Origin of the sequence: Chryseobacterium sp. KLBC 52, assembly GCF_003347605.1 — a bacterium.
Classification (GTDB): domain Bacteria; phylum Bacteroidota; class Bacteroidia; order Flavobacteriales; family Weeksellaceae; genus Chryseobacterium.
In genome coordinates, this window is the sequence record NZ_QDFZ01000004.1 from 22,277 (window position 1) to 46,151 (window position 23,875).

23 protein-coding genes are annotated in these 23,875 nt (G+C 36.2%); 6 read left to right on the forward strand and 17 right to left on the reverse strand.

Going from position 1 to position 23,875, the window contains the following annotated elements; all coding sequences use genetic code 11:
* Positions 1 to 108 precede the first annotated feature (108 nt).
* On the reverse strand, positions 109 to 498 hold the full coding sequence (locus DDF69_RS04995) for a DUF4293 family protein (protein WP_114819810.1): 390 nt from the start codon (positions 496 to 498) through the stop codon (positions 109 to 111).
* A gap of 144 nt (positions 499 to 642) precedes the next feature.
* Between DDF69_RS04995 and rho the strand changes: the two genes are divergently transcribed.
* A complete protein-coding gene (rho, locus tag DDF69_RS05000; protein WP_114819811.1) occupies positions 643 to 2,469 on the forward strand; it encodes a transcription termination factor Rho in 1,827 nt (608 codons plus the stop codon).
* Positions 2,470 to 2,497: 28 nt separating this feature from the next.
* Here rho and DDF69_RS05005 read toward each other — a convergent pair whose 3' ends face one another.
* Entirely contained in the window at positions 2,498 to 3,247 is a 750-nt protein-coding gene (locus DDF69_RS05005; protein WP_114819812.1) for a 4-hydroxy-tetrahydrodipicolinate reductase, read from the reverse strand.
* A gap of 280 nt (positions 3,248 to 3,527) precedes the next feature.
* Between DDF69_RS05005 and DDF69_RS05010 the strand changes: the two genes are divergently transcribed.
* Complete coding sequence (locus DDF69_RS05010) at positions 3,528 to 4,124, forward strand: superoxide dismutase (RefSeq protein ID WP_114819813.1); 597 nt, start codon at positions 3,528 to 3,530, stop codon at positions 4,122 to 4,124.
* Positions 4,125 to 4,259: 135 nt separating this feature from the next.
* Here the strand turns inward: DDF69_RS05010 and DDF69_RS05015 are convergent, their stop codons facing one another.
* The 4 genes from DDF69_RS05015 to DDF69_RS05030 all read right to left on the reverse strand — a co-directional run bounded on the left by DDF69_RS05015 (position 4,260) and on the right by DDF69_RS05030 (position 7,251).
* On the reverse strand, positions 4,260 to 5,027 hold the full coding sequence (locus tag DDF69_RS05015) for a GLPGLI family protein (RefSeq protein ID WP_114819814.1): 768 nt from the start codon (positions 5,025 to 5,027) through the stop codon (positions 4,260 to 4,262).
* A 56-nt stretch (positions 5,028 to 5,083) separates the two neighbouring features.
* Positions 5,084 to 5,341, reverse strand: a complete 258-nt coding sequence (locus DDF69_RS05020; RefSeq protein WP_114819815.1) for a hypothetical protein — start codon at positions 5,339 to 5,341, stop codon at positions 5,084 to 5,086.
* Between the two features lie 248 nt (positions 5,342 to 5,589).
* Positions 5,590 to 6,009: a DUF6146 family protein gene (locus DDF69_RS05025; RefSeq protein ID WP_114819816.1), complete on the reverse strand. Its 420-nt coding sequence runs from the start codon at positions 6,007 to 6,009 to the stop codon at positions 5,590 to 5,592.
* Positions 6,010 to 6,060: 51 nt separating this feature from the next.
* Positions 6,061 to 7,251, reverse strand: a complete 1,191-nt coding sequence (locus DDF69_RS05030) for an endonuclease (RefSeq protein WP_114819817.1) — start codon at positions 7,249 to 7,251, stop codon at positions 6,061 to 6,063.
* A gap of 247 nt (positions 7,252 to 7,498) precedes the next feature.
* On the opposite strand from DDF69_RS05030, the gene DDF69_RS05035 reads away from it, so the two are divergent.
* Both DDF69_RS05035 and DDF69_RS05040 read left to right on the forward strand, forming a co-directional pair.
* The gene (locus DDF69_RS05035; protein ID WP_114820013.1) at positions 7,499 to 10,375 is read left to right on the forward strand and encodes a carboxypeptidase-like regulatory domain-containing protein; all 2,877 of its coding nucleotides are present in this window, start codon (positions 7,499 to 7,501) and stop codon (positions 10,373 to 10,375) included.
* Positions 10,376 to 10,401: 26 nt separating this feature from the next.
* Positions 10,402 to 11,826, forward strand: a complete 1,425-nt coding sequence (locus DDF69_RS05040; RefSeq protein ID WP_114819818.1) for a DUF5689 domain-containing protein — start codon at positions 10,402 to 10,404, stop codon at positions 11,824 to 11,826.
* Positions 11,827 to 11,918: 92 nt separating this feature from the next.
* Here the strand turns inward: DDF69_RS05040 and DDF69_RS05045 are convergent, their stop codons facing one another.
* From DDF69_RS05045 to DDF69_RS05070, 6 genes are all read right to left on the reverse strand, one after another.
* Positions 11,919 to 12,470: an inclusion body family protein gene (locus DDF69_RS05045; protein WP_114819819.1), complete on the reverse strand. Its 552-nt coding sequence runs from the start codon at positions 12,468 to 12,470 to the stop codon at positions 11,919 to 11,921.
* A 275-nt stretch (positions 12,471 to 12,745) separates the two neighbouring features.
* Positions 12,746 to 13,216: a DUF6702 family protein gene (locus DDF69_RS05050; RefSeq protein WP_226798727.1), complete on the reverse strand. Its 471-nt coding sequence runs from the start codon at positions 13,214 to 13,216 to the stop codon at positions 12,746 to 12,748.
* 58 nt (positions 13,217 to 13,274) lie between these two features.
* Positions 13,275 to 14,027, reverse strand: a complete 753-nt coding sequence (locus DDF69_RS05055; protein WP_114819820.1) for a TIGR00730 family Rossman fold protein — start codon at positions 14,025 to 14,027, stop codon at positions 13,275 to 13,277.
* A 9-nt stretch (positions 14,028 to 14,036) separates the two neighbouring features.
* Positions 14,037 to 14,750 (reverse strand): NDP-sugar synthase, encoded by a 714-nt coding sequence (locus tag DDF69_RS05060; protein WP_114819821.1) that lies wholly within the window; start codon positions 14,748 to 14,750, stop codon positions 14,037 to 14,039.
* A 68-nt stretch (positions 14,751 to 14,818) separates the two neighbouring features.
* Positions 14,819 to 15,235 carry an RNase adapter RapZ gene (locus tag DDF69_RS05065; RefSeq protein WP_114819822.1) on the reverse strand — a complete coding sequence of 139 codons (417 nt, stop codon included), beginning with the start codon at positions 15,233 to 15,235 and terminating at the stop codon, positions 14,819 to 14,821.
* Between the two features lie 101 nt (positions 15,236 to 15,336).
* Positions 15,337 to 16,356: an aminoglycoside phosphotransferase family protein gene (locus DDF69_RS05070; protein ID WP_114819823.1), complete on the reverse strand. Its 1,020-nt coding sequence runs from the start codon at positions 16,354 to 16,356 to the stop codon at positions 15,337 to 15,339.
* A 228-nt stretch (positions 16,357 to 16,584) separates the two neighbouring features.
* Here DDF69_RS05070 and xrtF point away from each other — a divergent pair, with 228 nt between their 5' ends.
* Positions 16,585 to 17,115 carry an exosortase family protein XrtF gene (gene xrtF / locus DDF69_RS05075; RefSeq protein ID WP_114819824.1) on the forward strand — a complete coding sequence of 177 codons (531 nt, stop codon included), beginning with the start codon at positions 16,585 to 16,587 and terminating at the stop codon, positions 17,113 to 17,115.
* Complete coding sequence (locus DDF69_RS05080) at positions 17,102 to 17,539, forward strand: exosortase F system-associated membrane protein (RefSeq protein ID WP_114819825.1); 438 nt, start codon at positions 17,102 to 17,104, stop codon at positions 17,537 to 17,539. Before xrtF ends, DDF69_RS05080 begins: the two co-directional genes overlap by 14 nt.
* Positions 17,540 to 17,555: 16 nt before the next feature.
* Here the strand turns inward: DDF69_RS05080 and DDF69_RS05085 are convergent, their stop codons facing one another.
* The 5 genes from DDF69_RS05085 to nadC all read right to left on the reverse strand — a co-directional run bounded on the left by DDF69_RS05085 (position 17,556) and on the right by nadC (position 23,863).
* A complete protein-coding gene (locus DDF69_RS05085; protein ID WP_114819826.1) occupies positions 17,556 to 18,563 on the reverse strand; it encodes a cation diffusion facilitator family transporter in 1,008 nt (335 codons plus the stop codon).
* 57 nt (positions 18,564 to 18,620) lie between these two features.
* On the reverse strand, positions 18,621 to 19,613 hold the full coding sequence (locus DDF69_RS05090) for an aspartate-semialdehyde dehydrogenase (RefSeq protein ID WP_047427247.1): 993 nt from the start codon (positions 19,611 to 19,613) through the stop codon (positions 18,621 to 18,623).
* A gap of 67 nt (positions 19,614 to 19,680) precedes the next feature.
* Positions 19,681 to 20,112, reverse strand: a complete 432-nt coding sequence (locus DDF69_RS05095) for a hypothetical protein (RefSeq protein ID WP_034691532.1) — start codon at positions 20,110 to 20,112, stop codon at positions 19,681 to 19,683.
* A gap of 87 nt (positions 20,113 to 20,199) precedes the next feature.
* Positions 20,200 to 22,794: a TonB-dependent receptor gene (locus DDF69_RS05100; protein ID WP_114819827.1), complete on the reverse strand. Its 2,595-nt coding sequence runs from the start codon at positions 22,792 to 22,794 to the stop codon at positions 20,200 to 20,202.
* 208 nt (positions 22,795 to 23,002) lie between these two features.
* Positions 23,003 to 23,863, reverse strand: coding sequence for a carboxylating nicotinate-nucleotide diphosphorylase (gene nadC / locus DDF69_RS05105; protein WP_114819828.1), 861 nt, complete (start codon positions 23,861 to 23,863; stop codon positions 23,003 to 23,005).
* Positions 23,864 to 23,875 lie beyond the last annotated feature (12 nt).

The following is a 23,875-nucleotide window of genomic DNA, read 5'->3' on the forward strand; positions in this document are numbered from 1 at the left end:
TAATCAAAAAGTTGCAATGAATTTACATAATTTAATTTAAGAATGAATGACAAATAAAAAAACAGCTCCTGAAAAGAAGCTGTTCTCACTCAAAAAATCGTTGTAAGGCTATCGAAGTCTGTCTACAGATTTTACGAGCCTCTCATCTTTACGGATGTAAATGTTTGCTATAAGCAGACAGATCACCGCAATCAATGGGAAAATCGGCTCAATACCCTTCTCAGGAAAATGAATTCCTCCGGATAAGTTTAGTAACCAGTACGCCAATACACCAATCAACAAAGCGTTTATAATGATGCTGATGGTATTCAGCAAAATTTGTCTTTTTCTGTTTTTGAAACTAAAAATACTTAATGCTCCGATAATAACAAGTACTATACAGCCTATATTAAGTAAAGGAATACTGTCTGAAATGACAACATCCTGTCCTGTTATAAAAAGGAAAACTGCAGCCAAAACTGCTAATAAAGTCCATATTGTTTGTATTCTCTGTAGCATTGAATATTAAATTCTTGGCAAAAATAATATAAATTTTGCACAATTCAAAAATAAGTGTAGATTTGCATTATACAATGTACTTGAAAACAAAAGTCACCGGACTTACTTTTCTTACTCACAATTAATTACATTTTTACATTAAATATGTTTAACATAGAAACGTTAAGGTCAAAATCCGTAACGGAACTGACTAAAATCTTAAAAGATTTGGGCGTTAAAGTTGCAAGAAACAGCAATGAAAATGACAAGATCTTTGCTATTCTTGACTTTCAGGCTTCTAACCCTAAAGTTGCAAAAGATTATTTCAACGCCACAGAAACCGCCAGTGTAAATACTGAAGAGGCTCCAGCAGAAAAACCTGCCAAAGCCCCGGCAAAAAAAGCTGCCCCGAAAAAAACAGCAGCCAAGCCAAAAGCACCAGCAAAAGCTCCGGTAGAACCTAAAACAGAGGAAATAGTAGAAGAAAAGGTAGCTGCATCTGAAGAAGTAAAACCGGAAGAACCAAAAGCTGAAACCGCTGCAGCAACAGTAACAGAAGAATCAGCAGCAACTGCCCAGGCAAAAAAGAAAAGAAAAAGAGTTTCTACCAATGCAGCTAACGCAGAAGTATCTCAGGAAAGAACTGAAACTCCAAAAAACACAGAACCTCAAGAGCCTGCTCAGGCTGAAGAAAAGCCTAACAATCCTCAACAACAGGCAAACAGACCTCAAAAAGGACACAACCATCCACAGAACAGTGGAAACCAACATAAAAATCAAAACCAACAACATCAACAGCACCAAAACCAAAATCAGAATCAAAACAGACATTCTGAAAAGGCAGAGGAGCAAAACGACCATAAAAAAGAATTTAATTTCGATGGATTGGTAAGTATTGAAGGTGTTTTGGAAATCTTACCGGATAACTACGGATTTCTACGTTCTTCAGATTTCAGCTATATCTCTTCTCCTGATGATGTGTATGTTTCTACAGCTCAAATCAGAAATTTTGGTTTAAAAACAGGAGATACAGTAAAAGGAATTGTAAGACTTCCAAAAGAAGGTGAGAAATACTTTTCATTATTAAGACCTACAGAAGTTAACGGACGTGATCTTGCATTTATTAAAGACCGTGTTGCTTTTGAATATCTTACTCCGCTTTTTCCTGAAGAGAAATTCAACCTTGCAGGAAGCGGTTCTACAGTATCCACAAGAATTGTAGATTTATTCGCACCTATCGGAAAGGGGCAGAGAGCAATGATCGTTGCACAGCCTAAAACCGGTAAGACGATGTTGCTTAAAGATATTGCTAATTCTATTGCAGCCAACCACCCGGAAGTATATATGATGGTTCTTCTGATTGACGAACGTCCGGAGGAAGTTACTGATATGGAAAGAAGCGTAAATGCAGAAGTAATTGCTTCTACATTTGATGAAGCTGCTGAAAAACATGTAAAAGTTGCCAATCTTGTTCTTGCAAAAGCACAAAGAATGGTAGAGTGCGGACATGATGTAGTCATCTTGCTGGATTCTATCACCAGATTGGCAAGAGCATATAACACGGTAACTCCGGCATCTGGAAAAGTACTTTCCGGTGGGGTAGATGCCAATGCACTTCACAAGCCGAAAAGATTCTTCGGAGCGGCAAGAAAGATTGAAGGGGGAGGATCTCTTACAATCATTGCAACAGCATTGATTGATACAGGATCAAAGATGGATGAAGTAATCTTTGAAGAATTCAAAGGTACAGGTAACATGGAACTTCAGCTAGACAGAAAAATTGCCAACAGAAGAATTTATCCTGCTATTGATCTTGTAGCATCAAGTACCCGTAGAGATGATCTTCTTCTTGATGAAGTAACTTCACAGAGAATGTGGATTCTTAGAAAATATCTTTCCGAGATGAACCCTGTAGAAGCGATGGAATTTGTAGATAAAAACATCAAAGGAACCCTGAATAATGAAGAGTTCCTGATGTCTATGAATAAATAATAAGTTAAATTGTTAATAGGCCGGGCTTCTATACTTTGAAATAAGGATGTAATAAATCCTCAAATTTATAGAAGCCTGGTTTTTTATTGATCAGATGTTCGGCAGCAAATAAAGCTCCGTTACCAAAGGCATCTCTTGAAATAGACTCGTGAATAAGCCTTACCGTCTGGAATGGAAAACCGAAAATAACCTCATGTTTTCCTACAATTCCACCGGCTCGGATCGTATTTATCTTCTCATCTTTCAAATCCAGAACATCTGCAATACGGATAGCTGTTCCTGAAATTCCCTGTTTATCTTTAAAATGCTCTTCCACTATTTCAATATCTACAGAAGGAGCAATCTTTTTTAAGAACTGAGCGGCATAAAGCAGATAATTAATACCCAAAGTAATATTAGGTGACCAGAATACAGTGGCTTTCTGAGCCAGTTTATTCAGGAAACGCACTTCCTTATCTGAATAATGTGAAATGGCGGATATGATTCTTACTTTCTTTTGTGCGGCAGATTCTCCGTAAGTATAAATTCCATCTTGTGATGAAAAGTCGATAATGGCATCTACGGGATGCTCTTCTAGTAATTCTTCCACACTCATTTTTTTCTCTGAATAAAAATGACCGGGATCATTACTTTCCACCCCAAGAAAATCTGCGGCATCTCTAGCAGACGATCTGCTTGATTTTCTGTAGATCCATTGCAGAGAATGATCTTTGTTTTGAAGAATAACTGAGGCTACAGCTTTTCCCGCTTTTCCGAATCCAAAAAGTCCAATTTTCATAATAATAAGTATATAAGGTTAAATATTCAGTGATAAAAGTGTTTTTGTATAAAAATTTACTTCATATTGTGGAAGTTACGAAATTGAAAATAAACGATGCTTTGAATAGGATATAATGCTTCGCAATGAAGAGTTTTTTTTGATGAGATTAAAAATATTTAAAATTTAATTCATTCTAAATCAATATATCAATGTTAAAGATTTATTAAAGTAATCCACAATCCTTGATAATACCTTAAATATTGGCTAATTTTGGAATATAACATTAAAAATAAAGATTATGTCATTTGAATTACCAAAACTAGGATATGCATACGATGCATTAGAGCCAACGATCGATGCAAGAACTATGGAGATCCACCATACAAAACACCACCAGGCATATATTGACAATTTAAATAAAGCCATTGAAGGAACTGAACTAGCAGGAAAAACTATTGAAGAGATCTGCCAGACAGGAACTGATAAGCCAGCAGTAAGAAATAACGGAGGAGGTCATTTCAACCACTCTTTATTCTGGGAAATTTTAACGCCTGGAGGAAGCAAAGAGCCTGTAGGAAATGTAAAAGCTGCTATTGAAAACTACGGAGGTCTTGATAAATTCAAAACTGATTTTTCTGAGGCTGCTAAAACAAGATTTGGTTCAGGATGGGCTTGGTTGGTAAAAAATGCTGACGGTTCTGTATCTGTTTCTTCTACACCCAACCAGGATAACCCATTAATGCCTGTAGTAGACGTTAAAGGAACTCCGGTTTTAGGATTAGATGTTTGGGAGCACGCTTATTATTTAAACTACCAAAACAGAAGACCTGACTATGTTTCTGCATTCTTTGATGTAGTAAACTGGGATAAAGTAGAGGAATTATTCAATAAATAATTTTCAGTTATTATAAAAATTAAAAGGAGACTGTCTCAAAAGGTAGACCAACACTCTGAGAATTTCTTAAATGACAAAATTTGTCAGACAAGAAGTTTTAGAGAAAGGTGCTTTTTAGACAGTCTCCTTTATCCTTTAATTTAAGAATAGATTGTCTTTTTTAAATTTTTCGTTAATAACCTTTGGGTCTGCTAATTGGACACTATTCCCCATATACATTTTAGCTTTTCCGGCAGGATCTGCATAAAAATCGGTTCTTTCTTTAATGAAATTTGCTTTTGTTGTTTCAATAAAGTTTTTTGGTAAAGTTATAATCAAGTTTTGTTTCTTAATACCAATCAAACTAAATGTAAAATAGGAGTTTAAATCATATACTTCAACAATCAGCCCTGGAAGACCTTTAAATCGGAATGGACCATCATTTGATGGAATATCAGACGTAAACCAAGCAATAAACTTTCTGTTGTCTAATGTACAAACTGCTTTTTGGCAATTAAATTCACCTATTTTCTTTTTCTCATTTTCTATTTTCCATGTTATTGTTTCAGCGGGATATCCGTAAAATTTGTTGACAATTTTATCAAGTATTTTGATTTTTTTATCTATACTATAAAATACTTCATGATTTACCCTTGCTTGTGGCATGGCGGCAAAGTTTATAGAGTAATTCCCTTTCGCAAAATTGCTTTGTACGATTGAATCTCTACGCATTTTTGAGAAGCTTTTATAGATAGATTCTTTACCATCTGAAAGTAGTACCATCGTTTCGTCAAATTTTCGGCCTTTATCTAAGGAATCACGCATGAATGTATATTTATAATAAAATGCAGTATGTGATTTCACTTCTTGTGCCTGAATGAAACTTGTAATACTAATAATAAGCATTAATACTATTTTTTTCATTTTTTACTTAATTATAAACTCAGATAGTTTATTTACTATCTGAGTTATTTTTTTTATTACTGATGGCAGTTAATTTGTTCAACGGCTTCTGCATCGCTCATTAAACACTCGGTCCCCCATTCGCTACACCATGTTGTGTATGAATTAAGCCCACAAGATGTTTGAACAAAAACCTGTATACACCCAAATGCTTTTACTTTGTTTTCCTTTTCTCTGATTTCTGTAACCTTGAAATTACTATTTGACATTAACATGCTTTTAGCATTTACTAATCCTGCAGCTCCGAAAGCTGCTAATAAAATAATTTTTTTCATAATGAGTTTTTTAATTCGGTACTAAAATATAAAATAAATCTAATTGTTTGTGAATTATTTTTTTTATGTTAAGTATCTGTTTTTTAGTTGTTTTCGCATCGTTTAAAAAGGATTGTATTTTTACTACGAAAATTCGGAATACTATTAAGAAATACTTTTTGTTGAGTATTTCAATAGAATTTTAACAGCATTCCTATAAAAAAGGTTCAGCATTACGCTGAACCTTTTTTATTAAGGATTATTAAAATCTATCTTATCGCATCGCTTCCGGATAATCCGTTCAGTCTTAGTTTGTATTTCCAGTTTACATACACGAAAACCTGATATAATTTATATTCAAACTTGATTCCGTAATTTTCCTTAGGATCATAATCGATTCCGGATTCAATAATATTTCTGTATCTGCCGGAATGATAATAGCTGTTCCACTCATTGACCAAAAATGTGTTTTTTGTCTTCAGATAAGATTCTGTGTACTGGCTGATAGGTCTGGCAACAGCGCTCAGAAAATAATCGAACTGGGTATCGATAACCGTAAGGTCCCATTCTCCGTCTTCATTTTTAGAAGGCTTCATTTCATGTTGCTCTTTATCTTTCTTTGGTGTTTCCTGAGAAAAACAGCTGAAAGGTACCCATGCAATTATTACTAACAAAATAATACTTTTCATGATATAGGTATTTATATAAAAAAAGCACTCCAATAAGAGTGCCTAACTTTTTTATGGTTCTTTCTGAAGAACTACAAATGCAGGAAAGTGGTCACTGTAGCCTCCTGTAAACTGGTCTCCATTCCATGATCTGAAAGGATATCCTTTGTAATTTCCTTCTTTATTGACAAGATAAGCTGGAGCGAAAATTTCTGCTTTGTAAACGGAGTATTCTTTAGTTACCTGGTCTGAAACCACATTTTTAGAAACGATAATCTGATCAAATAAGTTGGGAGCATCCTGATAAGCTAAAGAAGCAACTCCTTTCTTATATAAAGGATACATCAGGTTTAGATAAGGAGTTTCTTCACTTAAATCTTTAGGGTTTGCCTGAGCTTTCAAGTGGTTTTTTAAACTTGGGCTCACAGGATCATCGTTAAAGTCACCCATAGCAAAAAGCTTTGTTGTCGGATCTGCGGTTCTTACGCTGTCCATCTGTTGTTTTAACAAGGCAGCAGCTGCATTTCTTTTAGGCAGAGAAATGGCTTCACCACCTCTTCTCGAAGGCCAGTGGTTCATAAAAAATGCTACTTTTTCATTATCTAAAAACCCTGTTACCACAAGGATGTCCCTTGTGTATTCTCTTTTTCCGTTGTCACCGTAAATGACCAGTTCTTTTTTTAATGAATTGGTAGGGGTGAACCTTCTTTTCTGATAGATCAATGCCACGTCAATTCCTCTATAGTCATAAGAGTTGTAATGAATGATTCCGTAGTCATACTTCTTTAAAGCGGGTTCGTTCACAAGATCCTGAATGACCTGTCTGTTTTCAACCTCGATTAAGCCTACTACTGCCGGAGCTGTTTTGGTATATTGTGCTCCCATTTCAGAAATTACCTTAGCTTCGTTGGCCAGTTTTGCCTTATAAATTTTAGTTCCGTAGTTCTTTGCACTTTTCGGGGTAAATTCTTCAGAGCCACTTTGTATTCTTACTGCTTTTTTACCTTTTAATGCACCATCGCTCCATGGCCCGTCATATTTTTCAGCTTCCAGAAACTGGATTGAATCCATAGGAATACTTCTGTGGAAAGCAGGATTCTTAATGTCTTTGGTTCCATCTATATAATCTGCTGAACGAATAGTATCCCAAAGGTTTTCTACATTTAAAAACCCTACGGTTGCTACTTTTCTCAGTTTTCCTTGTTGTTGGGAGAATGCCACGATCGAAATAAACAGGGCAAACAGACTCGAAAATCTCTTCATCTCTTTGGAGTTTTATTATACTATTAATTACAAATTTACTTTTTTTTAACTCGCTGCGTTTTAAATATTTGTAAATTTAAAAGCAGTAATTTGAGTCTCTCTTTTATAATCATTCTTAAAAGATTGCAATGTTAAGGAAAAAATACGTTAAAAAAGTTCTGAATTGCAAAATTTGATTAAATTTGTGCCCCCAACTTTTAAACTGTTGAAAATTAACAATAAAAGTATTAAAAAAATAAATATACTCATGATTAAAAAATTATCATTGATCTCTTTATTTACTTTGCTGCCTGCGTCCTATTATTATGCGCAGACCACTGTGTTTGCGTATCTTAAGGATGCAGACGGCAAGCCAGTTGAGCAGGCAAATGTAGATCTAAAAGGAGCAGGAAATGATGCAAAGGCAGACAAAATCGGATATTTCCAATTTAAAGATTTGATGCCCGGACATTATCAGATTATGGTTACAAAACCCAATTTTGAAACTAAAATTTTTGAATTTGACGTAACCAGTGATGAGAAAAGAAAAGATCTTGGAGTAATTACTCTTTATTCTGCATTGAATGGTGCAGATCAAGGGTTGGCTATTATAGAAGATTCCGGAGAAAGTGATGGTGGTGGTGCACAGCAAACAGCAACAGTAGGATTATTACAGTCATCTCAGGATGTTTTCAGCAGAATTGCAAGTTTTGATTTAGGACCTTACTGGTTCCGTCCAAGAGGAATTGATAGCAGAACAGGTGAGAATATGATCAATGGGGTTTCTATGGCCGCAGCAGATAATGGAGATGTAGACTTCAGTACCTGGGGAGGATTGAACGAAATTACCCGTTATCCGGAAATTTCAGCTAACCATGCACCTTCAGAATATGCTTTCGGAGGAACTACCGGAGTATTTTATAAGAATACAAAAGCCAGCGAGTACAGAAAAGGAAGTCAGCTGACTTACTCTCTGACGAACAGAAATTATACCAACAGATTATCCTACAGATTTTCATCCGGAATGAATAAGAACGGATGGGCATTTACAGGAATGATCGCAAGGAGATGGGCACAGGAAGGGATCCAGGATGGTACTGCTTATGATGCATACAGCGGATATATTGGAATTGAGAAGAAATTCAGCGATAGTCATACGATGACTTTAAATGCCATTGGATCTAAATATGCAAGAAGCTCTTCAAGTCCAAGTACTCAGGAAGTATATGACTTCAGAGGTGTTCATTATAACTCTTACTGGGGATGGCAAAACGGAGATAAAAGAAATGAAAGAGTAAAAAGAGGTTTCCAGCCTATGATCCAATTGCAGGATTTCTGGAAAATTAATAAAAACTCTCAGCTTTGGACGTCTGTTTCTTACCAGTTTGGGAAAGAGTATAGCTCAAGATTGGATTGGTACAGAGCTAATAACCCGTCTCCAACCTATTACCGTAATCTGCCAAGCTATTGGTTAAACTATAAAAATCCGTCTCCTGAGCAGGCTGCCAACATCGGAATTACAAGAGACTGGTGGACCAATGATGATCAATCGCACACACAGATCAACTGGGATAATCTTTATAATGCGAACAGAAACGTAGAATACAATGCATTACTAGGCGGCAGAAGAGCGGCTTATTATCTTGTAGACGATGTAAAAGATGATAAAGTATGGAATGTGTCTACCCACTATACGTATAATTTCACGGATACTTCCCGTTTTATTTTAAATTTATCTTATCAGAACTACAGATCTGAACAGTACAGAGAAGTGAATGACCTTCTGGGTGCTGATTTTGCCCTGAATATGGATCCATTTGCATCCAATACCAATGCAGGAAGTGTCTGGGGAAAATTTAATACAAGAGAAAGCGATACGGATGTTGCCAAAAAAGAAGGTGACAAAATCGGATACAGCTATATTTTCAGAAGGCAGGAATTCAAAATAAACCCCGCTTTCAAATTCTCAACAGGAAAATTTGATGTTTTTATTTCCGGATTGTTCGGTTATACTACGAACAGCAGAGAAGGATTGTTCCAACATTATCTTTATGAGTCTTCTTACGGAAAAGGAGCAGACCAAAACTTCTGGAATGCTGGTGTTAAAGGACAGGTTACCTATAAAATCAACGGGAGAAACTTCCTGGTTTATAACGGAGCTTACTTTTCACAATCTCCTTTCTTAAATGATATTTACTTTAATACAAGAGTAAGTGGTGTTACCACTCCCGGAATCAAAAATGTTGTTGTTGATGCCAACGATCTGAGCTATGTAATCTCTACTCCGATTCTTAAACTTAGACTGACAGGTTACCTTGTTAATACACAAAATGAAACAAGCGTACAAAGATATTTCGCACAGGGCGTTAAATTAACGACTTTAACTGAAAGTGGAGAACAGGCTCCAATTCAGGATGGTGCTTTCATTACGCAGGTATTGGCAGGAGCCAATAAGAGAAATATGGGTATTGAGCTTGGGGCACAGGTAAAGGTAACTCCTACTTTAACAGCCAGTGGATTATTAAGTGTAGGACAATATACTTATACGAACAACCCTACCGTTTATTTTGCCTCTGATGCCGTTGGAACTTTCAGAGAGCTTGACGGAAATGGAAATATCGTATCAAGATCTTATACCAATATGGGCGAAGCAACCCTTAAAAACTACAGACAGGGTGGAACTCCTCAGGAGGCATATACACTAGGTCTTCGTTACAGCAGCCCTAAATACTGGTGGCTTGGAGCAACATGGAACTACTTTGGACATTCATTCCTGGATCCATCTCCTGTAACCAGAACAGAAAGATTCTATACCAATCCAAATACACCGGGAGTACCTTCTGATAATGTAACTGAAGAGGAGCTGGCAAGAGTTCTTACGCCTACAAAATTACCTTCAGCATTCTTCTTCAATGTGAATGCAGGGAAGTCCTGGATGATTGGTAAGTATTATGTATTGGTGTCTGCGTCGGTCAATAACATCCTTAACAACAGAAACTTTATTACCGGTGGATTTGAGCAGACGAGAAACGTTAACTATACTGACTATGCTAATGATTATGACAGCGGAAATATGGTATTCGCTCCTAAATATTGGTATAATCAGGGTAGATCTTATTTTGTTAACCTTCAATTCAGATTCTAAACAACTAAAATTAAAAATCGAAAACAATGAAAAATATATATTTTAAAGCGGCGATTTTCAGTGCTATTTCAATGCTGTCCTTCTCGTCTTGTGTAAAAACCGATGATTATGAAGTGCCGGAAATCAAATGTACCAACAGATTTGCAGCTGCAAATCACCCACTTACTGACCTTGCTACCATTGCAAAAGCAAAACCGGGTGAAGCTGATATTATCAAAGAAGACTACATTGTTGAAGCTTATGTTTCTTCAAGCGATGAGTCAGGAAATATTTACAAAATGATGTTCCTTCAGGATAAACCTGAAAACCCGACTCAAGGGATCGAGATTGATATCGATGGCGGAAACCAATATCTTGATTATCCTACAGGAGCTTTAGTAAGAATTAACCTGAAAGGATTGATCGTTCAGGGTGTTAACGGAAATATTAAAGTAGGTACTTATGATCCAAACTATCCTATCGGTAGAATTAACCCGAATAAAGTATCCAATTACCTGGCAAGAGTTTGCGATGGGCAAAAGCCTGTAGTAGCTGCAATGAAGCCATTGGAGTTTAACTCTATCTCTGATGCTTTGAAAAACGGTGCTCACATCAACCAGCTTGTAAAAATTAAAAACGTTCAGTTTGAAGAGCCTGAGCTGACAAAAACTTTTGCTGATGAATCAGCTACAGGTGATCGTTATATTACGGATAAAAAAGCAGGAAGATTAGACCTTCGTTTCAGCAACTATGCAACGTTTGCGAAATCTCCGATCTCTCCTAAATATGAAAAAAGTGGTGATATCGTTCTTCTTTTAAGCCGTTTTACGAGTTCAAGTAATGCGACAATTTTCACAGATCAGGCTTATATAAGAGATCTTAATGATATTAACTTCCCGAACGCCAGATTCACTCCAGGTGAGCCGGAACTTCCATCTGCTAATGCCGTTAATCTTTTCCCGAGCTCTGATTTTGAGAACTGGCCATCTTTCCTGTCAAGTTTAAATAGCTTTGGACTTATGTCTTATGCCTCTCAGGGTCTTGGTTTGGGATATAATGATACAAACTCCCTTCAGATTAAAGGTACACCTGCCAATAATGATTATGTATTTACAGCGAATGCGGCATCAGGAATACCAGCAGCTCCGAAGAGAATTACAATGTATATCAAAGGGACTGCATCAGGAAAATCACTTTCTTTCAATGTATACAGAGCAACACCGTTAGCTCCTAATACATCTGCTTTCTATACATTCAATTTAGCAACATTCTCTACAGGTGCTACTTTAAGCCCGGAAAGTACGAATTCATATAACGGATCTATCAATACGAACGGACAATGGAGACTGATTGAGCTTACGCTTACAGGTCTTACCGATCTTAATACTACCGCTGGAAAAACAATGTTTGCCCTTAAAACAGGAAAAGATGGAGTGTATGATCTTCAGATTGATAACATCAAAATTGAGTAATTCATTAGGATAAAATATATTCTAATATATTTATAAAAATCGGGCAGCTTTCAAGCTGCCCGATTTTTATTTATACTAGATTTTACTTGCGTTTATTTAACCGTAATTGTTGGATCCCAGTAAAAGTAACCGTACAGAATCTGTTTGTTACTGTCATTCGGATCTAGAATATAAAGTCCAAACTGTACATAGAAATTCTCTGTACCTGTAGCTTTTACTTTAGAATCGATACTTGCAAAAGTAATATCAGCGCTGGCAGCAGGAAGACCGTTTTGAGAATTCAGATTAGGTACCGCAGCCTGTCTTCTTTCAACAGAATTGTACATAAAGCTGTTAAAAACCTGATCACCGGACCAGTATTTAATATTGTAGATGATCACAGCATCATCAGAATTTTGATAGATTGATGTTCCTCTGAAAGAAACCATATCTCCGGCTCTTGCACTGAAGTTCAGATCAGCTGTTCCCTGTCCGGAAATAGCGTTGGCATTTGAAACGATCATATGCTGGCTGTTGTGATCAATTCCTGTAGGATTATTAGGATCCTTACTTGGATTTGGATAAGTAGATCTTACATAATCTGTGTCAATAACGATCAGGACATCAATTTCCTGACTGGATGATTTTAGTTCTATATCTTCCATGATATTTAGTTTTTGTCTGGTGTTTCTTACTCATTTGGCTTTTCAGATTCCGCCCCGTTATTTAAGTGATTCCGGCTTCACCTCTTGGTTGTAATTACATTACAAATGTACATTGCTGGAAATGAAAATATTAGAGTGAAAATGCTGAAATTTATGATTAGGTATTTGTACTTAATTAATCTCTTTTATGTGATTTGTTTTCCCAGACAAAAAAATACCCTGAAAATTTAATTTTTCAGGGTACCCATTTTATAATGGTTAAATCTAATTTTTGTTTAAAAAGAAACCTCGTTCACTTCTTTTCCTCTTTGGAAGTTCATTGTTTTCTGGCTGCCTTTATAGGCAATGTTTACCAGATTGATCTGCTTAGGAAAAGCGCTTAAAAGGATCGTATTTTTAATCTTTAAGGTATTGATATCCGAAACACCTCCGGTTTCAAAATATACCCATACTGTTTCTCCACTGACCTGACTTCCCGTAAAGGTAATCGTTTTGGGTGACCCATTGACAAATACATCAAAATTATTGTTCACATATTTTTTTACCTCTGCCTCAAATCCTGCCGTGTTAGGGTTAATTTTAATAGCGTCAGAGATATGGCTTGTATTCATTTTTGTGGTAAACTTCAATGTCTTGCTTCCATCAATATAGTCAACTTTGGTCATTGAAGAGAAAAAGTCTACATACATAAAACTCATTAACACAAAAAATGTTAAAATTCCTGATATATATAAAAGTTTTTTCATCTTAATTAATAGATTTACAATCATACTTGTTCGTTATAAGTCACAAATAATATGCCAATTAAAAATTTACATTCACAGAATATTTATCATAAAAGGCCTTAATATGCGCTACAGCTTCGTCAGCCGTATCTACCACACGATAAAGATCAAGATCATCTTCAGCAATCATTCCCTCTTTTAACAGAGTTGCTTTAAACCAATCCAGTAGTCCTCCCCAGAATTCACTTCCTACTAAAACAATTGGGAATTTTCCTATTTTATTGGTCTGAATCAGGGTCATCGCTTCAGTAAGTTCATCCAGCGTTCCGAATCCTCCGGGCATTACTACGAAACCTTGAGAGTATTTTACAAACATTACTTTTCTCACGAAAAAGTAATCAAAATTCATAGAATAGGATTTATTGATGTAAGGATTGAAATGTTGTTCAAATGGAAGGTCAATATTAAGTCCTATCGATTTCCCTTTGGCATTAAAAGCCCCTTTATTTCCTGCTTCCATGATCCCCGGGCCGCCTCCGGTAATAATTCCGAAACCTAGTTTGGTGATCTTTTCAGCGATATCTACTGCCATTTCATAGTATTTGTTCTCCGGCTTCAGTCGGGCAGAGCCAAATATAGAAACACATGGGCCAATTTTAGCCAGTTTCTCATAGCCGTCTACAAATTCAGCCATGACCTTGAAGACCATCCAGCTGTCTTTGGTGATTGTTTCGTCCCAGGTTTTCTGTCTGAAACTGTTATGCAGTTTTGTTTCGTTGCTATCAAGTTCTGGATTTACTAAACTTTCATCCCTGGTTCCATCAATTTCCATTGCAAAAATTTATTTAAAATGTTTTTCGGCTTCTATTACGGATGAAGGTCTTCCGACGTCAATTAGAATACTGTCATGTACAAAACCATGTATGTGCTCGGTCTGCATAAGATCCAGATATTCTTCCATAACAGAGAATTTGCCTGTTCTTTTTATTTTTTCAAAGATGACAGGATTGATACAATGGATTCCACTGAATGCAAGAGCTTTAAAGCCTTTATTGAATTCTGCCAGCCTCTGTTCTCCGGTTTGCACATTCAGCCAGCCTCTCAAAACCATATCATCATTGAAAAGGAGTTTTCTCGAACTTTCTCTGTCCGAAACCGCTAAAGTAGCAAAATCTTTTATCTTTTTGTGATATTCTACCAATGCATTGATGTTCAGATCGGTCAGAATATCAGCGTTCATGATTAAAAAATCTTCTCCGTGATCTAAAAATTTTCTTGCAAATATCAAGCCGCCGCCTGTTTCCAGAAGTTCATTGGTTTCATCAGAGATTTCAATCTTGCATCCGAAATTATTGTTTTTATTGAGAAAATCAACAATCTGTTCTCCAAAATGGTGAATGTTGATAACAAAATCAGTGATTCCGAAGCTTTTCAGGTATTTTATATTTCTTTCCAGAAGCGGAATTTCATTGACTTTTGCCAAAGCTTTCGGGTGGTGATCTGTAAAAGGTTTCAATCTGGTACCTTTTCCTGCTGCGAAAATTAAAGCTTTCATAATAGTATAAGTAATGAATGATAGGTAATGAGTAATATAAGTGTAATGAGAGAATTACTTATTGCTCATTACTGATTACTAATGTTCAGTTGCGGTTGTTCATCGTGTTGAAGGGTTACCTGAGTTCCTTCGGGATATTTTTCTTTGATAAATTCTGCAATTTTTATGGCACAATATACTGATCTGTGCTGTCCGCCTGTACATCCGAAATTAATCTGAAGATGTTCAAAGCCTCTTTCCAGATAATTATCAATATTGATGGAAACAAGAGATTTTACCAGTTCCAGAAACTTTGGCATTTCCGTTTTTGTTTCCAGATATTCCTGAACGCCAATGTCATTCCCGGTCTGGATTTTATATTCTTCAATCCTTCCCGGATTTAAAATTCCACGGCAGTCAAAAGCGAAACCTCCGCCATTTCCTGTATTGTCTTTAGGGATTCCTCCTTTTTTGTATGAAAAACTGTGTATTTCGATGTGTAGCATATTTTTTTATTTTTAAACCATTAAAGTTTATTTAGTTATCTTAAAATTGCTTCGTATTTGCTCAGATATTTTGATCTGTCAGTCTGAGCGGAGCCGAAGACTTACTTATTTATTATTTCCTCAATTTTTTGCTTTGCCTTCTCTGATGTCAGTTGCTGAATTACTTTCTGCAGTTCCGGGTAATTGTTCATCTGTTGCCATGAGTCTGCAAATTGTGTTATATTCTGAATTCCTTGGTCCAGACTGGCCATGAAATGCTGTTTCCTCTGTATCAGCCCCCGGAATCCGTATGCTCCCAAAACTTGCAGAAATCGCATCATTTGAACAGGCATCACTGCATTTCTTAACTGAACCTTTGTTTCAGGATCTTCATACTGCTCAATATAATATTCCAGCATTTCCTGTTTGAAATCTTCCGGGAAATTGGCTTTAGCCTGAAAAAGAAACGAGATAACATCATACATTAACGGTCCTTTCATTGCCGATTGGTAATCGATGAAAGAGACTTCATTCTTTTCATTCACCATGATATTTCTTGCCTGAAAATCACGGATCATAATTCCTTTAGGTTCAAGGTTCTCAATAAGTGCTGCAATTCTTTTAAATTCTTTGAGAAGTGTTGATTTGTTGTATTCAAGTTCCAGAAAATCGGCCACAAAGTTTTTGAAATAATAAAGATCATGAATCACAGGGAGTTCATCATAACTTTCATATTCAAAGGTTTTTGAAAAATCAATTTTTCCCTGTGTCTGCATCTGCAGTTGGTAAAGCTTTTCCAGAGTCTGTTGTACCAAAGCTTTTACGGTGGGTGACAAGTATTCTTTTGCAATCACATCAGAAAGGGTCTGTTGTCCCAAAAATTCCTGGATATACATCTTTCTGTCCTGTGAAACAGCAAGAATGGTAGGAGTATTAAGGTTCAGCTCTGAGAATACCTGGGAATAATAAAGAAAACTTTCATTTTCCGGGATATTTTCATTGTACGTGATGATGTATTTTTCGGTACCGGCAGTGGCCAGAAAATTGACCCTCGCGGAGCCGCTTTGAGCTAATGTGACGAATTCGGAAGATTTTTTACCTAAATGGTTTTCAAAAAATCGTTTTGCGTTTTCAGAAGTCATAATATGGAAACAAATATACTAAATTAACATGAGTTGGAAATTATAGTGTAAAGAAGTGATTAGTAATACGAAAGAGTATCAAGACAGAACTGTATAATTTTACATCTATTGAATGTTTTTATGAAAAATTTTAAGGCTTAGATCCGGAATAGGTTGGGTTTTACTCCTGATTTTTAACTTTCTTTATTCAAATTCAGGATATTACATGCTAATTTTTATCTTTGTAGTATGCTGAAAGACTTTAAACCTGTTTTAGGTATTTTATTGCGTTTTATTGTTATCTACCTGGTGCTGCTTTTTGCCTATCAGTTTTATCTGAATAGTGGGAAAGACTCCGGATTGGATTCTTTTTCAAGAATGATTGCCAATCAGGTAACTTCTCTGCAGAACGCGATAGGTTATCCTACAGAACTTTATGACGATGTAAAGAACGAGCAGGTTTGGTTTTATGTTAAACAGAATTATGTGACGAGAATGGTAGAAGGGTGCAATGCCATTTCTGTCATTATTTTATTTGTATCTTTTGTTTTTGCCTTTTATAAGGGAATGAAAACCTTTGTTTTTGTGGGAGCAGGATTGGTATTATTGTATATTATCAATCTTTTAAGGATTGTAGGATTGAATATCGTTATGTCTGACTATAAGGAATACGGAAAGATGTTTCACGATTTCATTTTTCCTGCCATTATTTACGGAAGTGTGGTTTTACTGTGGTTAATCTGGATTAAATTTTTTGCTTTAAAACATGAAAATTCTTAGCTGGTTTCTGGTGATCGCAGGAATCTGCGGATTGATAAGTGTAAGAGCCGTGGAAGGAATTATTTTTTATGATCCTTTTTTAGACTACTTTCACGAAGCCAATAAACATATTGAGTTCCCTGCCTTTGAGTGGGGAAAATTGATTGCCGGACATGTTTTCAGATTTATTTTAAATCTTTTTTTTTCCTGCCTGATTATCTACGGTTTATTCAAAAATAAAGACTGGACTATACAGGGAGCGGTGATGATGATTGTTGTCTTTGCCATTACATTACCGATTTACCTTTACTGTATTCACAGCAAGTTTGAAATAGGATATCTTTTTTCTTTTTATATGAGAAGATTTGTGATTCAGCCGTTGATTATCCTTTTGATTGTTCCTGTATTTTATTATAGAAAGCAGATGATTGATAAAGAAAAATAGGAATGAAACGGGTTTTTTATTCACCTTCATGAATTGTGTGTTTATCCACACTGGTCACATTCTCCGGCGTCCATTCTACACGCTTGACGAAATCTTTTTCACGGACAGGGCAGTCCTTGATTTGGCAGACCGGGCATGAAATCGGTTTACAGTCATCCATATGAAAATTGAACTCAATAGTACGTTTAATATTTTTAGCAAGAAGGATAATTACCTTTTCCATTTCTCCATGAGCATCACGAAGGTCATAATACCATGGAAGAGTAATATGGGCATCAATGTGTAATGAGGAACCGAATTGCTGGATTTTCATATTGTGCACGTCAATCCATTCTGTTTGTCTGTTTTCTTCAAGGATTTTAATCACCTGATTTAGTATTTCAGGATCTTGCTCATCCATAATACCACTCAGAGATTTTCGAACGATTTTATAGCCTACAAATATGATGTAAAGCCCAAAACTTAAAGCTACTACTGAATCCAGCCAATAGATTCTTGTGAAGTAAACAATGATTAAACTGGCCACTACGCCAAGGGTTGTAATGGTATCCGACTGAAGATGTTTACCGGAAGAGATCAGAACCAGAGAATTTTCCCGTTTCCCTTTCTTGATGGAAATATACCCCAGCAGGTAGTTAATAACTGCAGTGGCTGCGATAATCCATATCCCAAGATCAATTTTGCTCAGCGTTTTTCCTACAATAAGACTGTGAACTCCTTCATAGATGATCATAACACCGGCTATGGCAATCAAAGCTCCTTCAATTCCGGAAGTTACGAATTCTACTTTCCCATGGCCATACGGATGGTCATCATCTTTAGGTTTGGCTGCAAGATGGAGAGAATAGAGCCCCATGAATGCACTGATGACATTGACGATGCTTTCCATAGCATCAGAAAACACAGCATCAGAATTGGTAAGCTTCCATGCAATAATTTTTCCGACAAAAAGGATAATTCCGAATGTGGCGATGAGCTTCTGAAATCCTATTTTTTCTTTATGGGCATTTTTCTGGGTGTTCATAATTGTGTTTGATAAAAAAAAGAATCTCAATTCTGAGACTCTTTTTATTTTGTTAGTTTATACTAAGTTGTTTGCTACAAGGTATTCTGCAATTTGTACAGCGTTGGTTGCTGCTCCTTTCCTCAGATTGTCTGCAACGATCCAGAGGTTGAGCGTTTTAGGCTGTGACAGATCCCTTCTGATCCTTCCAACGAAAACTTCATCTTTTCCTTCTGAATAAAGGGGCATCGGGTAGTGGTTGTTTTTTACATCATCCATTACGATTACTCCAGGAGTTTCAGATAAGATTTTTCTTACTTCGTCCAGTTCAAATTCATTTTCGAATTCAATGTTTACGCTTTCAGAATGTCCTCCCTGAACAGGAACTCTTACCGCAGTTGCTGTTAAGTTAAAGGTATCGTCTCCTAAAATTTTCTTAGGTTCCTTCATCAGCTTAATCTCTTCTTTTGTGTAATCATCATCAGCAAATACATCACAGTGTGGCAATGCGTTTTTGAAAATCTGATAAGGATATACTTTTTCAGTAGAATCATCTCCGCTGATTTCACCGTTTAACTGGTCTACAGCAGCTTTACCAGTTCCTGTTACAGACTGATAGGTAGAAACAATGACTCTTTTTAAATCATATTTTTTGTTCAAAGGTCCAAGAACCATCACCAATTGAATGGTAGAACAATTCGGATTTGCAATGATTTTATCTTCTTTTGTTAAAACATCAGCATTGATTTCAGGAACGACTAATTTTTTGTCAGGGTCCATTCTCCATGCAGAAGAATTATCAATGACTGTTGTTCCTGCTTCTGCAAACAGAGGAGCGAATTCAAGAGAAGTAGAACCACCCGCAGAGAAGATAGCAATATCCGGTTTGGCAGCTATAGCGTCCTTCATGCTTACGATGGTAAATTCCTTCTGTTTATACTTCACCTTCTTGCCTACAGATCTTTCGGATGCTACCGGGATTAATTCTGTTACAGGGAAGTTTCTCTCCTCCAAAACTTTAAGCATAACTTGTCCAACCATTCCTGTTGAACCTACTACAGCTACTTTCATTGATTTAATTAAAAATTTAAGATTAAACTATTTATAAATTATAACGCATATAATTTCTTTGTCTGTTTTAAGCCCCGAAGACTCTTGTCCAAGGGAATGCAAATGCAAATAAACCTACTGCAATCAATCCCATAATTACTACTCCTAAAGAAATAGTATCATTGGATTTTACTTTTTTGTTGACAATCGTCATCAAAACTGCTGCAATAAGCATAGAGAATGGATGTTCAACATATTGGAATCTTAATGCTGCATTTTTCATTACTTCTCCCATGTTTAAACCTTTGCTGAAAGTGGTGATCAGCATAATGATTCCCAATAAAAACTGAACGTGGAAGAAAATCATTGTGAAAAGTGTTGTTTTCTTCAAAAATTTGTTCACTTTTCCACTGAAACCGAACATGGTAGCTAAAAGTGCAATAACAAATAATGTTACCAAAAGAATTTCAAGATACCCGAAACCTTTGTGGGCATTAAGTAAAATGTTGTAAAAATCCATAATCCTATTTTTTTTGTACACAAAGATAACAAAAATCCCGGCTCAAAGCCGGGATTGATATTGAGAAAATCTAATATTATGATATTATTAGAAGTTGAATGATAATGTTGCTGCCCAGGTAGTTCCGAAACCGAAATAAGCACGGTTACCAGTTGCTAGACCTTTGTACATCATACCAAGTTGTTCGTAAGTCTGATTTTGAGAATTAAGTGTTTTTCCATCAGCCAGATATTTTGGTTTATCGTCAGCAAATACACTTGTAGCAGAATCAGAGATGTAAACTTTATCAAATAAATTGTAAACGTTAGCTCCGATTGTGAAGTACTGAGCTTCGTTTTGTAATCTGATTTTGTAAGAGAAACCTACATCAAACAGGTTGAAATCTGGTAATTTCAATACTCCTCTTTCCTGTGCGGAAACGTTAGTGAATGTTCCTGCATCAATTGTAGAATAAAGTTTACCTACATATCTCCATGTTCCAAAGATATTAAGATCTTTTACCGGTTTAACAGTAAGTCCTAATGATGCAGTCATCTGAGGGATACTGTTGTTGCTTGAACCACCTACCTTAACTTTATCCAGGTATAGTTCGTTACCTGCTGAACCAGCTAAAGTAACAGGGTTGTTATTGTCATCAAAAGAAGCTACACTAGCATTTCCTTTATAGTAGTAGTCTCCCCAAGAGAACATCCCTTGAACTTCAAGGAAACGGTTTGGTCTGTATACTCCATCAAATTCTACTCCCTGGTGAACCTCAGTAATACCGTTGATTTCAGAGTAACCTGTAGTCGTTGAACCGTCTGCTAAAGTGAAAGTCTGACCTGTTTTTCTTAACCATCTGTCTTTCCACTGTGTTCTGTATACGTTAACGTTTGCAGTGAATTTTGCAGATCTGAATCCATAACCGATTTCAGCAGAAGAAATTTTCTCGTTAGACAGGTAAGGATTAATAAACTGCTGGTTACTTGGGTAAACAGTGTTTAGGAAAGGTTGCTTGCTGTAATATCCTAAGTTAGCAAAAACGTTATGTTGCTCATTGATGTTATAGTTAGCTCCCCCTTTAATGTTATATCCGAAAAGGTTTTTAAATCCTGTTTTCGTGTTTACAGTCTGACCTTTTACTGTACTTCCGTCTACTACAAAGTTGTCAATTCTCTGATAACCTTGATTAGATACGGATCCTTGTAAGAATGCAGATAGATTATCTTTAGTATATTCTACCTGTGCAAATCCACTGTACCAAAGAACTTCTCCGTCATTGCTATATCCAATCTGATCTTCAGATGGAGCTAGTTTACCTCCAAAAGGATTCCAGCTAAGCTTTTTGTAATCATAAGCATTGCTTACGATTCTTGGAGCAAAATTTTGGTTTGCTTTGTCTTTATATCCTGCTGCTCCATAAAGATCACTAACAACCTGATAGTGGTAACCATAGTAATATCTGTCATCTGTTCCTATTGAGAAATTCCAGTTATCATTGATTTTATGTTGGAAGTTTGCTAAGATACCATACCAGTTGTGAGAGTTGATACTTGATCTACGAATTAGAGTACTTCCGGCACCCGCAGTATTTAAGTTAACTGCTGCGTTAGCTGCGAAGATAGCATCATAGTTAAAGTGACCTGCTGCATCATAGAAATCAGTCATTCCTTTTCCTCCTACTTTTCCTAAGTCACCTGTTCCACCACCTCTACCATTAGACATATATAGAACAGTACTTAATTTAGACTTTTCACTCATTGTCCAGTCCCAGTTCAACATCATTACCGGTTTAGAGTAATAGTTTGATCTGTTTGCTAAAGCAACTTTGTTTCCTGAAGCATCCGTGTAGTATCCGAAGTCAGAATTGTATCTTCTGTAAGGACTTTTTCCATCGTATTCAGGATTATAGTTGATATAATTTTGAATTGTTGGCGCAAAAGTTCGCTGATCGTGCCACTGAGGAGCAGAAGTTATAGTAAACTGTAAGTTATGTTTTTTGTTGATTTCATAACCTAATGCAAAGAAGTATGCATAAGATTCATAATCAGTGTTTTCAATATAAGTACCTCCGGCTTGTCTGCTCATTAAGAATGAAGCAGAAACTCCATCTTTAGATTTACCAGTGTTGTAAGAAAATGAAGTTTTTAAATAATCATTGTTACCAACACCTAATCTGATAACCCCTCCTTTTTTCATATCAGCAGAACGGGTAAGGAAGTTTACTGTTCCTCCTACAGAAGCAATAGCCAATTTAGAAGAACCTAAACCTCTCTGAACTTGTAATGTACTTGTTACATCGGATAATCCGGTCCAGTTTGAGAAATAAACAGTACCACCTTCCATATCGTTAACAGGCATACCGTTTACCATTACAGCGATGTTTCTTGATTCGAAACCTCTGATTGTAAGACCTCCATCACCAAAACCACCTCCGGATTTTGTAGCGTAAACAGATGGAGTAGTGTTCAAAATCTCAGGTAATTCCTGGTTACCTAATCTTTCTGCAAGTTGTGCTGCTTTAATGGTAGAAGCAGCAACAGGTGTTTTTCTATCTTTAGCGATATCCGTTACACCTCTTAAGATTACCTCTTCAATATCTTTGGACTTTTGTACTGTGTCCTGAACTTGTTGAGCGTAATAAACACTAGCTGTAGATAAAGTAATTACTGCAGTTAGTATCGATTTGTTGATTAATTTCATAATCGTTAGTAATAATTAGATTTAATTTTCTGCAAAATTCGCAAAATTAAATTTAACTATTATTAACTCAATGTTAATTTTTAATCAGTCTTAATAATGTTAAAGTGTTAAAAATCAATATTATGGCTAAAAATCGAATTTTTGTATGAAAAAAGTCATGTTATTGAATTTTTAACAAAGTGGTGGTGTTTTTGTTAAAAATTCAAAGCTATTTCACTGCTTTGAGACTCAAATCTATATTCTCAGCAGAGTGGGTAAGGGCTCCCACAGAGATATAGGTAACGCCTGTCGATGCAATTTCTTTCAGCATATCGCGGGTAATTCCTCCTGATGCTTCAGATTCACAAGAGCCGTTGATCATTTTTACAGCCTCCTTCATGGTTTTGACATCCATATTATCTAACATGATTCTGTCAACTTTCGCATTGATAGCTTCCTGTACCTCTTCAAGATTTCTTGTTTCAACCTCTATTTTTAACTTTTTCTTATTCTTTTTAACGTAATCCTTTGCCATTGCTACTGCATTGGTAATGCTTCCATTGTAATCAATATGATTGTCCTTCAGCATAATCATGTCATAAAGACCATATCTGTGATTGGTTCCGCCTCCGATCGCCACTGCCCATTTCTCACACATTCTGAAGTTGGGAGTTGTTTTTCTTGTATCTAAAAGTTTAGTTTTGGTTCCTACTAATCTGGAATCCCATTCATGGGTAAGGGTGGCAATACCGCTCATTCTCTGCATGCAGTTCAGTACAAATCTTTCTGTAGAAAGGATTGACCTTGCACTTCCTGTAACCGTAAGTGCTACATCTCCGAATTTACAAGGCGTTCCATCTTTAATAAAAACTTCAACTTTCAGATTTTTGTCAAATGTGTTGAAAATGATTTCTGCCAGCTCAACGCCTGCAAGAATACAGTCCTGTTTTACCAAAAGCCTGGCACTTTGTACAAGATCCTGTGGAATAGTAGATAGGGTAGAGTGGTCTCCATCCTGAATATCTTCCTCAAGTGCACTTTTTATAAATGTCTTTAATGCTTTATCTGTTACGTATGCTGGTCTTTTCATTATATTATGCTT